The organism is Thiomicrorhabdus aquaedulcis, assembly GCF_004001325.1.
GTDB classification, from domain to species: Bacteria; Pseudomonadota; Gammaproteobacteria; order Thiomicrospirales; family Thiomicrospiraceae; genus Thiomicrorhabdus; species Thiomicrorhabdus aquaedulcis.
The window spans coordinates 753,989-768,111 of the sequence record NZ_AP018722.1 but is presented as its reverse complement, the minus strand read 5'-3'; the positions used below and the strand labels follow the sequence as shown (position 1 = coordinate 768,111).

At 43.6% G+C, this 14,123-nt stretch carries 12 protein-coding genes, 2 tRNA genes and 1 pseudogene; 5 read left to right on the top strand and 10 right to left on the bottom strand.

Translation table 11 applies throughout. From position 1 onward, the window contains the following. The first annotated feature begins 86 nt into the window (after positions 1 to 86). The 3 genes from EP181_RS03390 to EP181_RS03375 all read left to right on the top strand — a co-directional run bounded on the left by EP181_RS03390 (position 87) and on the right by EP181_RS03375 (position 4,249). Positions 87 to 1,418: an ABC1 kinase family protein gene (locus tag EP181_RS03390; RefSeq protein ID WP_127470408.1), complete on the top strand. Its 1,332-nt coding sequence runs from the start codon at positions 87 to 89 to the stop codon at positions 1,416 to 1,418. Positions 1,419 to 1,540: 122 nt separating this feature from the next. Then, positions 1,541 to 2,641, top strand: a complete 1,101-nt coding sequence (locus tag EP181_RS03385; RefSeq protein ID WP_127470407.1) for an alkene reductase — start codon at positions 1,541 to 1,543, stop codon at positions 2,639 to 2,641. A gap of 531 nt (positions 2,642 to 3,172) precedes the next feature. Beyond that, positions 3,173 to 4,249, top strand: a complete 1,077-nt coding sequence (locus EP181_RS03375; RefSeq protein WP_127470406.1) for an ATP-binding protein — start codon at positions 3,173 to 3,175, stop codon at positions 4,247 to 4,249. A 111-nt stretch (positions 4,250 to 4,360) separates the two neighbouring features. Here the strand turns inward: EP181_RS03375 and EP181_RS03370 are convergent, their stop codons facing one another. The 3 genes from EP181_RS03370 to EP181_RS11885 are packed head-to-tail and all read right to left on the bottom strand — an operon-like array spanning position 4,361 to position 5,125. Then, positions 4,361 to 4,813 (bottom strand): Fic/DOC family protein, encoded by a 453-nt coding sequence (locus EP181_RS03370; protein WP_232023495.1) that lies wholly within the window; start codon positions 4,811 to 4,813, stop codon positions 4,361 to 4,363. Beyond that, positions 4,744 to 4,995: a hypothetical protein gene (locus EP181_RS12035; protein WP_197723421.1), complete on the bottom strand. Its 252-nt coding sequence runs from the start codon at positions 4,993 to 4,995 to the stop codon at positions 4,744 to 4,746. Before EP181_RS12035 ends, EP181_RS03370 begins: the two co-directional genes overlap by 70 nt. Then, on the bottom strand, positions 4,967 to 5,125 hold the full coding sequence (locus EP181_RS11885; protein ID WP_172959682.1) for a hypothetical protein: 159 nt from the start codon (positions 5,123 to 5,125) through the stop codon (positions 4,967 to 4,969). The genes EP181_RS12035 and EP181_RS11885 overlap by 29 nt, the downstream gene beginning before the upstream one ends. A 532-nt stretch (positions 5,126 to 5,657) precedes the next feature. Between EP181_RS11885 and EP181_RS11880 the strand changes: the two genes are divergently transcribed. Further along, a complete protein-coding gene (locus tag EP181_RS11880; RefSeq protein ID WP_172959681.1) occupies positions 5,658 to 5,834 on the top strand; it encodes a hypothetical protein in 177 nt (58 codons plus the stop codon). A 107-nt stretch (positions 5,835 to 5,941) separates the two neighbouring features. Here EP181_RS11880 and EP181_RS03365 read toward each other — a convergent pair whose 3' ends face one another. Continuing rightward, on the bottom strand, positions 5,942 to 6,241 hold the full coding sequence (locus EP181_RS03365) for a transposase (RefSeq protein WP_127470405.1): 300 nt from the start codon (positions 6,239 to 6,241) through the stop codon (positions 5,942 to 5,944). A gap of 74 nt (positions 6,242 to 6,315) precedes the next feature. Between EP181_RS03365 and EP181_RS12840 the strand changes: the two are divergent. Further along, positions 6,316 to 6,472 (top strand): annotated as a pseudogene (locus EP181_RS12840) (IS3 family transposase); the annotation flags it as partial. Between the two features lie 230 nt (positions 6,473 to 6,702). On the opposite strand, the gene EP181_RS03355 reads toward EP181_RS12840, so the two are convergent. The 6 genes from EP181_RS03355 to EP181_RS03330 all read right to left on the bottom strand — a co-directional run bounded on the left by EP181_RS03355 (position 6,703) and on the right by EP181_RS03330 (position 14,078). Next, a complete protein-coding gene (locus tag EP181_RS03355; RefSeq protein ID WP_232023557.1) occupies positions 6,703 to 7,623 on the bottom strand; it encodes a restriction endonuclease in 921 nt (306 codons plus the stop codon). Between the two features lie 182 nt (positions 7,624 to 7,805). Then, the gene (locus tag EP181_RS03350) at positions 7,806 to 8,273 is read right to left on the bottom strand and encodes a hypothetical protein (protein WP_127470402.1); all 468 of its coding nucleotides are present in this window, start codon (positions 8,271 to 8,273) and stop codon (positions 7,806 to 7,808) included. A gap of 45 nt (positions 8,274 to 8,318) precedes the next feature. Beyond that, positions 8,319 to 12,233, bottom strand: coding sequence for an Eco57I restriction-modification methylase domain-containing protein (locus tag EP181_RS03345; RefSeq protein ID WP_127470401.1), 3,915 nt, complete (start codon positions 12,231 to 12,233; stop codon positions 8,319 to 8,321). Between the two features lie 134 nt (positions 12,234 to 12,367). Next, positions 12,368 to 12,444, bottom strand: a tRNA-Arg gene (locus EP181_RS03340). Between the two features lie 110 nt (positions 12,445 to 12,554). Then, positions 12,555 to 12,646 (bottom strand) — tRNA-Ser (locus EP181_RS03335). 205 nt (positions 12,647 to 12,851) lie between these two features. Then, positions 12,852 to 14,078, bottom strand: a complete 1,227-nt coding sequence (locus EP181_RS03330) for an aspartate kinase (RefSeq protein WP_127470400.1) — start codon at positions 14,076 to 14,078, stop codon at positions 12,852 to 12,854. Positions 14,079 to 14,123 lie beyond the last annotated feature (45 nt).

The window sequence follows — 14,123 nt, the reverse complement described above, 5'->3', positions numbered from 1 at the left end:
TCAAAATACTATACAATAACTGTGCATAACGTATAATTAAACTGCATTCATTGTACAATCTCTTGGCTTTTTTATTTGGAATCTTCATGAACAAACCACCGATTCAAAGTGCCAACATTCCCAAAAGCCGTTTAGGTCGCCTATCTAAAATGGGACAATTGGTGGGTGGTGTTGCCGCCAGCATGTTGGCACAAGGCAGTAAACAGTGGTTGCAAGGGCAGCGTCCAAGTTCTAAAGAATTGTTGCTCACCCCGCAAAATGCTCATCGCTTGGCCGACCATCTAGCCCAATTGCGCGGTGCCGCCATGAAAGTTGGGCAACTGTTGTCTATGGACGCGGGCGATCTCATTCCTGAAGAACTTGCCCTTATTTTGTCCAAACTGCGCTCTGAAGCCAAGTCTATGCCGTTGAACCAATTAATGGGGCAATTAGACCAGGCCTGGGGAGTCGATTGGCAAGCACAATTTACCCAATTTTCGTTTTACCCTGTGGCCGCCGCGTCCATCGGCCAAGTGCACCAAGCGCACACTCTTGATGGGCGTCATTTGGCGTTAAAAATTCAATACCCGGGTATTAAAACCAGCATTGACAGCGACATTGATAATTTAGCCAGTTTATTACGGCTGTCGCGCTTGATTCCTAAAGAAGTCAACCTGCAACCCATTTTAGAAGAAGCCAAACGCCAACTGCACGCCGAAGCCGACTACCATTACGAAGCCGACTGTTTAAATCTTTACAGAACACATTTAAACAACGATGCGCGCTTTACCCTGCCCAAAGTGCATGCCGACTTAAGCTGTGACTGCATTTTAGCCATGGATTTTGTTGAGGGTGTCGCCATTGAATCACGCGAAAATGCCCCACAAGCCGAACGTGATTTTATTATGAGCACATTGTTTGAACTGCTCTTTAAAGAGATGTTTGTCTTTAAACTGGTGCAAACCGATCCTAACTTTGCCAATTATCAATTTAACCCAGCCACCCAACGCATTGTCCTGCTGGACTTTGGGGCAACCCGTCATTACAGCGATTTAATCGCCAATGGGTATTTAAAATTAATGCGCGGAGCACAAAATCATCAGCTTGATGATATTTTGGCCGCCGCCCAACAAATTGGCTTTTTTAGCGAGCATATCTTACCCCAACAAAAAACCGCCGTACTCGAGTTGTTTTACCAGGCCTGTGAGCCGTTACAGTATGATGGCGAATACGACTTTGCCCAATCCGACTTAGCCAGTCGCATTAAAACCAAAGGCATGGCCTTAAGCCTAGAACAAGATTATTGGCATACCCCGCCGGCCGATGCGCTGTTTTTTCATCGCAAACTCGGTGGCCTTTATTTGTTGGCCAGCAAACTTAAGGCACGTATTAATGTGTATCAACTGTTTAAAAATGTGACCCAAGACATTAACGAATGACCTTTTGAACGACCTTTAGAACGAACGTTTCAATAATCTTTTGAATAACTTTCACTTAAATTCACTCATCCAGCGTCTTACCAGGCCTGGTCGCTATTAAAAAACCCTAAAAAAGAGATGTTATGAACCACAGCACCCAGCAAAATCAGCACGCCTACCCGCACCTATTTACCCCGCTAACGCTTGGGGCAATTACCCTGCCCAATCGCATTCTTATGGCGCCTTTAACCCGTGGACGCACCGAGCAAGACCATATTCCTACTGCGCTTATGGCTCAACATTACGCCCAACGAGCCAGCAGCGGCCTGCTGATCGCCGAAGCCACCATGGCTATGGAAGGCTGCAGTGCGTTTTATAAAGAGCCCGGAATTTATTCGGCCGCACAAATTGCTGGCTGGAAAACCGTTACCGATGCGGTACATGCCAAAGACGGCCGAATTTTTTTACAAATTTGGCACGGTGGGCGCGCCTGTCACCCCGCGTTAAACAACGGTAACGTTCCAGTAAGCGCCAGTGCACTGGCCATTACCGACGACGAAGTGCACACACCACAAGGCAAATTGCCCTACACCGTGCCCAAAGCCTTAACCCTTGACGAGATTGCCGACATTATTCAAGGATTTAAACAAGCCGCCCTTAACGCGCAGGCGGCTGGATTTGACGGAGTAGAAGTTCACGGCGCAAACGGCTATTTATTAGACCAATTTTTACGCGACGGCAGCAATCAGCGCACCGATGTCTACGGCGGCAGCATTCCAAATCGAGCGCGTTTATTGTTAGAAGTATTAGACGTCGTCTGCCAAGTATGGGGCAGTGACCGTGTGGGACTTAGAATATCACCGGTTAACAGCTTTAACAGCATGCAAGACAGCCAGCCCATCGAGCTAACACGTTGGTTAAGCACCGAATTAAACCAATTCAATTTAGCGTATTTGCACGTAATGCGCAGTGACTTTTTAGGCCTGCAAAAACAAGATATTTTGACAGCTGTACAACAAAATTACCACGGCAACCTAATTGGAAATATGGGCTATAACGCCCAAGAAGCCGAAACGGCCATTGCCCAAAATCAGCTTAGTGCCGTGGCCTTTGGTGTACCCTACTTGGCAAACCCCGACCTGCCCGAGCGCATTAAAGCCGGCGCACCACTCAACCCAGCCGACCCCAGCACCTTTTACACACCTGGCGCCAAAGGCTACAACGACTATCCGTTTATGGACTAAATTAAAAAGGCCATCTTAAAAGAACTCTGCAAGGGTAAAGGCACAAAAAAAGGTAAAAACTCACCTGCATTTTAAACTGAAATCAGGCAAATCTTTCCGCGTTTTTCTTTTGTACCTTACTCGTGTAAAAGGTCTTAACTGGCAGATAAACTATCTGTGTATTAGAAATAATAATTTATTATCCTAAGAGTGCCTCAGCAGATCTAAACTCTTCCAAAGCCGCATCCAGCTGTTCTACAATTTCAGCGGCCAAAACTTCTGGTGACGGAAGATTTCCAGAATCTTCTAGTGCTTTATCTTTGAGCCAAAAAATATCTAAGTTGATTTTATCGCGGACGATTAATTCAGAGTAGTTTATCTAGCGTCGATGATACCGTAATCCTTGGTGCGAATGAATATTCAGCTCAATATGGAATCATTGCTGATAATGCAGGAACCAAAGTTGTATTAGACTTAAACCATCCAAATACAATTAGTTTATTTGGTGTTCAAGGAGGAGGAAAAAGTTATACATTAGGCGCAATTTCAGAAATGGCACAGATGCAAATTCCTGGAATTAATTATTTGGTACAGCCCTTGGCTTCGGTAATTTTTCATTACAGTGCAACGCAGAACTATAGCCCTGAATTTTGTTCAATGATTAATCCAAATACGGATACCGATCAAGTTGAGAAATTAAGATCAATTTATGGAGCAGAGCCGAGCTGTTTAAATGATGTCGTAATGTTAACTAGTGAAGATAAAGTCAATGAACGTAAAATTGAGTATCCCGGAATAGATGTATATCCATTAAAATTTTCTTCAAAAAAACCACATGTAAGTCATTGGAAGTTTTTAATGGGCGCTGTAGGAAATAATTCAGCCTATATTCGACAGCTCACCCAAATTATGCGTTATTACCGTGATGAGTTGACATTAGAAATACTCCGAGAAGAGATATGTAATTCAGAAATGGCTGATAAAACAATTGAACTTGCTCAAATGCGTTTGGACTTCGCTGAGCAGTACATTGACGATGAATTTGATTTAGGCTCATTGCTTAAACCTGGAAGGCTAATTATTGTTGATATTCGGGATGAATTAATTGAAAAGGACGAAGCACTCGGCCTGTTTGTAGTCCTACTCAATCTGTTTTCTGAAACCAAATTTGAAAATCAGGCTTTTAATAAAATTATAATTTTTGACGAGTGTCATAAATACATTGATAACCCTGACATGGTGACAGGGTTAGTTGAAGCAGTACGTGAAATGAGACACCGGGCTACAAGTGTTATTATTGCGAGCCAAGACCCGCTCTCCGTGCCACTTCCATTAATTGAGTTATCATCGATTATTTTTTTACACAAATTTAACTCACCAAACTGGCTAAAACATATCCAACAAGCTAATACGGCTTTAAAAGGTTTGACACCAGAAATGATGAACAGGTTGAGTGCTGGTGAAGCCTATGTGAGGGCAAATAAGTCATCTGAAATAAACTATACCCGACAACCCTACAAGATAAAATGTCATCTCAGAGTTACAAAACATGGTGGTGATACGCTTCTTGCAACAAGAAAAGTAAGTGACGGTTATTTGAAGTTGAACTTTAGAGAACTTAGTACATAAAGACTCATTTAAATTAAGCCATGCTAAAGACCGCTTTTTTACGCAAGGAGTCAATTTTTAATGTCTTGAGAGGGCATTAAATTGACAGCAATATAACGGGGATATTCTTTGTCAAAGAGCCTCTTGCTTTTGAAGTCCGTTCAAAATAATGTTCAGTAAGGAGTTCATATCGGCCAACTGTACACATTCAATAGAAGCCTGAATGTAGTCATTAGGCTGCTTATCAATCATTAAGGCCGATTCGTAGTCAATAGGTTGATAGCCGTTAACAAGCGCAATTAAATCAAAGAACAAACGCGTAATGCGGCCATTGAGTTCATAAAAAGGATGCAGGCTAATCAGCTCACATTGATAGTGTGCAATGCGCTCCGCAAAGGTTTGTGTCGAAGTGTTGGCTGCGTCTTTAAGGTAGTGCTCTGCTTTTAGCTGACTAAACAATTTATTGAGTTCTTTGTGCAGAAAAGCCGCTTGGCAAAATAAGCTTCCGCCTTTACTCATATTGTCGGTACGAATGAAGCCTGCCCAGTCGTAAAGAGAATTAAACGTGTTGTGGTGCAAACCCACAAAAAATCTAAATCAAATTCGGTTTGTGGGGTGATAAATTGGGTGTAATCGGTATAAGCGGTATTTAACAGCTCCGCTTCAATTTCAGTGAGTAGGGCTGAATCCGTTATTTCAAGACGGTTTTTAGGAATGGTTGTTTTTGGATAGTAGATGTTACTTTGCTGGAATTGATACTTTAACACCGTACAACTCCATTAAGGTCTTAGCTTGTTTTTGGAGCTCAGGTGACGACTTCTCAGAGTAACCTTCAATACGCATGGATACTCGGACGGCTTTTTTAAGCTGTTCTTTAAGTTTAGAAGACAGTTCCATTTTTAGTTCCTCCATAAATCATTCACTACACCCTGACGTTTTTTTAACACTAACGTCAATTATTTATCGTCTGAAATTATAAGCCTTTTTCCCCATCTATTCACGCCCTTTTTTAGCCTGCATTTTAAATTCATATTTAAACAATGTTATATAGTATCTGAGTGGATTTATGGCCTAGATGATCAACAAAATCCTCTATAGAACCAAGTAAGCAACAAACCAAGTGGCACAAAAATGGCAATATAGCCACTAAAACCACTATAAAAAAAGGGCTTTCGACTCCGCCCACCTCCACCAGATACCATAAGCTACAATCCTTTATAAACAGGGGTTGTGGCTTTTTTATACCTATTAAATATTCAAGAAATTCAAATTTTGTGTACCAAATGTGTACCACTATTAATTAATAAAACAATTCATTCTAATAGAGACCTTTGCACGAGAACCCTTTGAAAAACTCAAAATATTCTGATATGCAAAGTCACTCACCTTTAAAATACACCCCATTAAAACCATTCAATGGAGCACTAAAATGGCCTGGAAAAACCTAACTCAAACCTCACTTGCAGATGCCTTTATCCACGAGCATGAAGCGATTACAGAGTTAGACGAACTCAATCAACTCATTGATTGGAAATCCATTGAATTTCAAATGATCACTGTCAATAACAACCCTATGGGTGAAAGAGCTTGGCCTGTAATGGTCTAATAAACCTGTAGGGTTTTATAGCCTATAATTACCTCAAATATAGGATATAGATCATAATCGACAAGTGCCATGCTGGGTCTTATGTTCGTCTATCCAGGCGTACTTTGCTACTTGTGTGCCGCAAAGTACGCGGCCGCCTTTTTTAGCAGTTCGACGTCCTTCAGCGCACGCGTTAATTCGCGTTTGAGTTTGCGGCTCTCTGCCTCTAAATCAACTGGCTTGACTTCAGCAGGTTTAGTTGACGCTTTGCTCGGATTGGCGCGGCGGGTTTTATCGACCCAGCCGTAGAGGGTGTTAGCGGTTATGCCCAAATCCCGGGCGATTTGCGCGACTGGTTTTGAACCTTCTAACGCCATTTCAATGGCTTGTTGTTTGAGTTGATCGTCATAGCGTTTTAGGTGTTTCATATTTCAATTTCCGTTCGTATTTTTTAGTTACATTTTAACGTGTCTTTGTGTACGAAGGATTGTATCCAGTCCACCGTCGCGGAAACTGTTGGGATAATGCGGTGGTAGAGAGTTTTTTTGCTTCTTTGAAAAAGGAACGAGTGTATCGGACAACCTACAGCACGGGTAAAGAAGCATTGTACGATGTGACCGAATATATTGGTTGGTACAACCACAAAAGAATGCACAGTACCAATGACGATTACTCGCCAGTAGAGTATGAAAATCAATGGATCAAAGCCATGAAGGACTTAGATAAAAAATGGGCGTCTTTGTGTACGAAAAAGGGTTGACAGTCCATACCGTATAACTACACCGCTTAGATCACAACAAGCCGTTCACAACAACTTCAAGTTCATAAATAATGAACACATTTAAAATGCCAACAAAAACAACCAGGCCTGGTTGTTTTTGGCGGGTTTTTAGGCTAAAAAGCCCTCAAAGTAATCTGAGTCCAAAGCTTTAACTTGATAAATTTCTTTCACGCTCACACCCACATTATGCTCAATCATTAACTCAGCCAGCTTTTGACCGTCCACCAGCACCACCGATAAATTTAGCCCACGCACCGAGGCTAACGCGCCCTGCGAAAAATCCGACGTGGTAATAAATACCCCCTTTTTTGCGCCTTGCCGCGTCAACGAACCAATAAACTTATCAATCTCTGGACGATGAACGGTGTTTTCCCAGCGCTTGGCTTGCAGATAAATCGCATCCAAACCCAATTTGTCTTCATTGATAATACCGTCGATGCCATCATCGCCCGTCAGCTTAGTCGCCTGCCCCGCTTCTTTACGCGCACCGCCATAACCCATACCAATCATCAAATCCACCACCAACTGTTCAAATGCTTGGGACGAAAGCTGTTTAACGTTATCCAATAGTTCCGCCGCCAAACTGCAATTCAACGACTGATACGCCTGCTGTAATTGCTCGTCCGGTGTGCCTGCTGAATTTGGCGCTAAAATGTCTTCAAGAGGTTCTTTATCTGAAGCTTTAATGGAACGAAATTCGCGATAACTCTCAAACTGATTTAAATACCGCAGGTTGATACTCTCTGGCATTTGCGCCAACACTGATTGTCCCAACTCGGTAATCTGAACATGCGCACGTTTAGGCGAACTGATCAGGCCGGCCTTTTTTAAATGCAGAATCGCCCAACCAACACGATTTTTAAATATCGGTTGCTTACCAGAGGGCAATAACTCCGCACGCTGTTCCGGCGTTAAAGCAAACGCATCGCTCAACTGCTCCACAATCTGCGCCGAACTCACCACATCCTTGCCCGCCAAACATTTTAAAACCGGCAACATCGCCGTTTGAAAATCAGGAATCGCCATCATCACCTCAAAAATTTAATCCTATTAATTGTTCAAAAGCAGACCGATACCGCCATCAAACTTGGTTACTGGAAACCCGTTCCTTGTTCAACAGTCTCATTTACGACCCCGATTTACTCGCTATCGGTCTGCATTCCCACGCAGGTGCCCAGAAATGAGTGACGACTGAACCTTCACACATCAATTTATTCATCATCACAACCACTTAACAGGCTTATTCCAATGGCACCTGCAATAACGCCAAGTAAAAATTTATTGTCTTGTTTTTTAGTATGGGTTAATTGACCATTTTCGCATTCAGTATTTTGTTCTTGACTGGCCAACCAATCATTTAACTTCTGCTTTTCTTCAATCGAAAGCCGTTTGGGCGCTTTAAAAACTCTAGGCTTGTTGATTGCCCAGCTCAGCAAAGATTCCATTAAACACCACACAAAAACCACCAGGCCTGCTAAGCCGGTAATGACAGGAAAGCCACCCCATAAAGCACCAAGCGTTAAAGCTATCCAAATAACCGAACCATCCGTTAAAAATATCACCCAAATAACAAGGCTCAAAAATATAATTGTCGCAAAAATAGGCCTAAGATAAGTCACACGCATATCGACCAAATCAGGCAGCGATGTTAAAACCGATTTAAAAGAACGCTTTTTCATAATCAATCCTTTTTTTCATTTCGCAGATTCAAATAAAAATGAACTTCACCCACCCTCAATCAACGCGATTTCGTCTTGGGTTAGGTTGTAGAGTTGGTAGGTGTGTTGGTTGAGTTGGGTTTCCTTGGTTTGGATTTGGGTTTGGAGGTTTTCCAGCGCGGTGTCGAGCGTGTTGAGTTGTTGGATTAGGCTGGCGTTATGGGTGGTTTTTAGGTTGAGCAGGTGTCCAACGAGTTTGTCGGCGGTGACGCTGGGGGTGATATTGGTGGTGCGTATGACTTGTCGCCATTGCGGAACCATCAAAGCGGCTTGTTCATCGGTGATATATTGGGTAATGACTTCGATGCCATTTGCTAATAAACTCATTTCGCCGTCTTGATATTGCACGACCAGCTTGGTTTTGGCGTTGAGTTGGCTGGCTAGCGGCTGCAGGTTTTTGTCCAACACTTTTTGTGCCTGTTGTTTCGCCCATTCGGTGAGTTCTTTGCCTTTTAAGCCGCTGGCTTTGGCTTGGTCGGATTTTTTAAGGTCGTTGATGGGTTGAATATCCGCCCAAAGCCAGGCTAAGTCTTTGGGTTCGGCGAGCATTTGCGTAGAAGCGAGGCGTTTATCAAATTGCGCGAGTTTATCGCGGTATTCCGAATGCAAGTTTTGTAAAGTTTGCGCCAGTTCGCCAATATGGGCTTTTTGCTCGTCGTTGGCATTTGGAATGGGCAAAGGGGCAAGATATTGCGATTCAATATCAAAAAATCCACCGGCTTTTGGCCTAGCAATTTTTTTGAAAATGTAGCTGGCTACAGGGGCATTTAAGATACCCAGCAAGTAGATTAAGTCATTTTGTTTTTCCGCATGAATTGTATAAACGCGTTTATCATTCGCAGTATATTTAGCCTCATAGTCATACGAGAGTCTCAATTCTGGTGCTGTGCCAGCGACAAATAACTTTTTATCTCCCTGCTTATCTAGATTTTGATTACGCCCGAACTGATACCAAGCATCGTTACTAAATTTTCCACTTTCGCGCCCGCGTAAATATGCCTCATGCGCTTGCAAATACACCCAGCCTTGCGGGAATTGGGTTTGCATTTGTTGCTGAGTAAATAATTTCGGTGAATCACCGCTGAGGTCATAGGGAAACAGTAAATAGGTTTCGGTGAGCGGCTGTTGATATCTCTTGGCCTCTATACCGGAAATCAGCGGTTTCATTAAGCCGTCTTCGATTTCAATTTCCAATGGATTTTGTTTATCGGTATAGGAAATATAACGTCCGTCTGCGACTTTGGTGAGGTGATAAATATTATTTGCACTTGTAATCAAACCTTGTGAAATTGATGTAGTCATGCTTTTCAAAGATGGACAAGTTTCAAATAATTTATTGATTAAAACCCGTTCAACTTCCGGCATAAACTGCCAGGCCTGGTTAGGGTCGAGTTGATGATAAGGTAAAGGCGTAATGTCGTCCCAATGCAGGCCTGCTAAATCATCCGCGCCTTGCGGAGCAAAATGCAATTTGATGCCGTCATTCGCTTGACCAGTAAAAAACTGCAACGCGGTGTAGGTAATGGCTTCGTCAAAAATTTGGTAACTTTTAAAGTCAATCCAACGATCCATTTGTTGGCTTTGATGTAAAAAGGCTCTTAGCCCTGCGCCGTATTCGTTTACCGCCCAAACACTCGGCGCGATAAACCCCATGCGCCCTTTTGGGTTAATCAGTTGCACCGATTGTTCAAAAAACGGTAAATAAATATCGTAATTGCCGGTTTGGGTACTGCGAAATTTCGGCACCTGCTTTTCAATTATTTGACCGTTTTCGTCGGTCAGGCTTTCGGTTTTAGTGGCCTTTACCCAGTATTCGGTCGCTTCCGGCGCGACCTTTTTCATGTTTTGCAGTTTGATGTAGGGCGGATTGCCGATAATCACGTCAAAACCGCCGTTGGCGAAGACCTCTTGAAACGCTTCGGCGTAGCTAAACGGGTTGATTTTGGCGAGTTGGTGTTCCTTAAGGTCGGGCAAGATGGTTTGAATATCCCAATCGACCAGGCTATTGCCGCAAAGGATATTGTTATCCAGCGAGGATAGGGGCTGGCCGGGCATGACGGTATGCAACCAAAGTGCGAGTTTGGTGATTTCAACCGATTCTGGGTTGATGTCCACACCGTAAAGGTTTTTAGAGAGAATATTGCGATAGACTTGGCCAACATCAAACAGGCCACCTTGTTTAAATTCGTAGCTGATGCGGGCTTTTTCTTTGTTGATCGCTTCGTGTTCTTTTAGCAGGCGTTTAAGCGCTTGTATCAAAAACGCGCCACTGCCGCAGGCAGGGTCAAGCACTTTTATTTCGCTCAGACGCACTTCATATTCTTCAAGTACTTCAAAGTAGCTTTTGGCGCGGGATTTTTGCGCGGCGAATTTACCATTTTTGGTGTGGGCGGCGTCGATTTCTAAATCGGTTAAGTCGCTGTAGGCCTCAAAGCCAAGTTCGGTTTGCAGTTCGCGCAGGCGTAGCCCAAGAGTTTGTTCGACCACATATTCAGTGACCCATTCGGGGGTGTAGTACACGCCGTCGGTTTTGCGTTTGCTGAGTTTCATCAGCGATTCTTCGTTGGCGGCTTCGGCTTCCATGATTTCGAGGTCGGTAATGGATTGCTCGAAAATGCGCCCAAGGGTGTAAAGGCCGATGGTGCGTTCGCCGCCGTCTTCGATGCCGAAATTGTAGTTGGCGGAAAAATACAGCAAGGTGTGTTTTTCGGTTTTCATCGCCTGTTCGGTTGCGCCCTGCATCGGGGTAAAAAAGATGTGGTTGGGGATAAACAAGTTTTCTAAGTCGTCATCGGCGGCGAATAATCCGCCATTGAATTTGTTGATGCGGTGATTCCATAAGGTGCCGCCCAGTCGCATGGTTTTAAACAGGCGTGATACTTTTTCTTCGTAAAAGTCGTTGGCTAGTGGGTTATAGCGAGTGTCTTGCGAGCCTTCGACCATTAAATCGCGCAGCAGATTTACCGGATATTCGAGGTGCGCGCCCATGTCTTCGCAGAACATAATAAACAGTAAGCGGTCGAGCAGTTTTTGGGTGAGGCGTACCAGTTTTTGCGGTGGGTAGTTTAAAGTGTTGGCTTTTAACAAGGTTTTAAATAAGGTTTCGCGATAGTCGCGATATTCAAAATAAAAGGTCTTTTCAAGCACTTTTTCTTGAATTTGCTGAGAGTTGAACAGTTTGAGCAAAGCAGATGCATTGCCGCGATTTAGGAGCATGTCGCTTTGAAACAGGGTTTTGAATAAAAACCGTTGTTGACGAGCCTGTTCGCTATCGGCCAGCAGGCTAAGCGATTGCTCTTTCATGGTCTTGGGTTTGAGAATAAACCGCTGGTATTGCCCCGGCATTTTGGCTTTCCAATATAAACGGAATTCGTTCATATCGGTAACAATGCCCCAGGTGGGTTGAATTTTCTCGTGTCCGTAAGGCGCATATTGCTGGCGGGCAAAGTGTAGATAGTCAGCGCATTGTTGCACCGGCGAACGATCGTTGTCTTTGCGATTTTGTTTTTCGTCGAGGCCGGAACGAATATCTTTAAATTCGCATAACACTTGCGGCGTTTCGGGGTGATCTTGTAAGGCAAACCAGCCGAGGGCTAAGTCGGCATAACCTTTGCCACCGCGCTGCCCAGCATGATTGATAGGAAATTGTGGGTAAAGGGTAAATCCATCTTCTCGGTTTTGTTCACCAGAGCCGATGTAACACCAAAGTTCAACAAAAAATAATTGTACAAAGCGCCCTTCGGCAGCCGTTTCTTTTTGAAAGTCTTTATTCGCCCAATGGCTTAGTTTTTCGCGCAGCGTATCATCTTCACCGCTGGCGCAATAGGCATCGTAATCTTTCGCCCAATGGGACATTAAAAACGCGGGGCTAAATAAATTGTGTTCGTAAGAAATGAGTGATTTGTGGTTTTTAATTTTCAAGGATTCGACACCTGGTTTGTTAAGTATTTTTAGCAAGCCAACGAGTATACGAAATATTAAAAATTAAACAAGACGAATAAATTTTAGACAATAAAAAACCCCGTTTAATCTTAGATTAAACGGGGTTTAGTATATGGTGCGCCCGAAGGGACTTGAACCCCTAACCGCTCGGTTCGTAGCCGAGTACTCTATCCAATTGAGCTACGGGCGCTTTGTAAGTGGTGCGTATTCTAGTGTTTAATTTGTAAACTGTCAAGAATATTTTTCACTATTTTTATTTCACTATTTTTAGTAGGCTAACACTAAATAAAACCAATGAAATGGTGGAGACGGAGGGATTCGAACCCTCGATAGGGGATAAACCCTATACTCCCTTAGCAGGGGAGCGCCTTCAGCCTCTCGGCCACGTCTCCTATTTCAGGCGCGTATAATACAAGCAATGTTACGGCTTGTAAACCTTACAGGTGCAATTTTTAGGTTTTATTTGGTTTGCGGGCATTAAAACCATTAAAACCAACGTGAATACTCAATCAACATTCAATCAACGCCGCTTTAACCGCCAGAAACAAAAACCCGCGGTTAAGCGGGTTTTAAAACACTGGCAAAAGATTTATTAAGTTATTTGTCTAAATCAAACGCTTGGTGCAAGGCTTTCACCGCTGTTTCTAAATAACGCTCTTCAATCACCACCGATATTTTAATTTCGGTGGTGCCTATCATTTGAATATTAATGTTATTGTCGGCCAAGGTTTTAAACACAGTGCTGGCAATGCCGGCGTGTGATTTCATGCCCACACCTACCATAGAAATTTTAACAATGGTGTCGTCAGACAAGACTTCACGCGCACCTAGCTTGTTGGCGCTGCTTTGCAGCATCTCTAGCGCAGCGGGTGCGTCTAAACGGCTTACGGTAAAGGTAAAGTCGGTAGTACCGTCTACGCCTTGGTTTTGAATAATCATATCAATATCAATATTGGCGTCCGAAATAGGGCCAATAATTTTATAGGCAACGCCCGGTTTGTCGGGTACGCCTAACATCATCAATTTTGCCTCATCGCGACTAAACGCAATTCCCGAGATCAGTGGTTGTTCCATCTCATTGTCCTTAAAGTGTTCTTCAGAAGTAATCAGCGTGCCGCCACCGTCTTGCATAGACGACAACACTCTTAACGGTACATTGTATTTACTGGCAAATTCAACCGAACGAATTTGCAATACTTTGGCACCCAAACTGGCCAATTCAAGCATTTCATCGTAGGTGATTTTATCTAACCGTTTGGCCTCGGGCACTACGCGCGGATCAGTGGTGTAAACGCCGTCTACATCGGTGTAAATTTGACATTCGTCGGCGTTTAATGCGGCGGCTAAAGCCACCGCTGTGGTATCCGAACCGCCACGACCAAGGGTCGTAATATCACCCTCAAAACTGATTCCCTGAAAGCCCGCGACCACCACCACTTTGCCTTCGGCCAATTGATAACGAATTTTATCGCCATCAATTTCAGAAATACGCGCTTTGGTATACGAATCGTCGGTGCGAATAGGCACTTGCCAACCGGTGTAGGAAATGGCTGGATAGCCTTTTTCTTGCAACGCCATGCTTAATAACGCAATAGTGACTTGCTCGCCGGTGGTTAACATCACGTCTAATTCACGCTTAGAGGGGCGCGTTTGAATTTCGTTGGCCATCGCCATCAAGCGATTGGTTTCGCCGCTCATGGCCGACAAAACCACCACTAACTGATGCCCTTGATCGACAAACTGCGCGACCTTGTTGGCTACATTTTGGATGCGCTCAATATTACCTACTGAAGTGCCGCCGTATTTTTGAACAATTAATGCCATTTTTTCTATTTCTTTTGTTAGTTTTAAATTAAGTAAATTTTACTT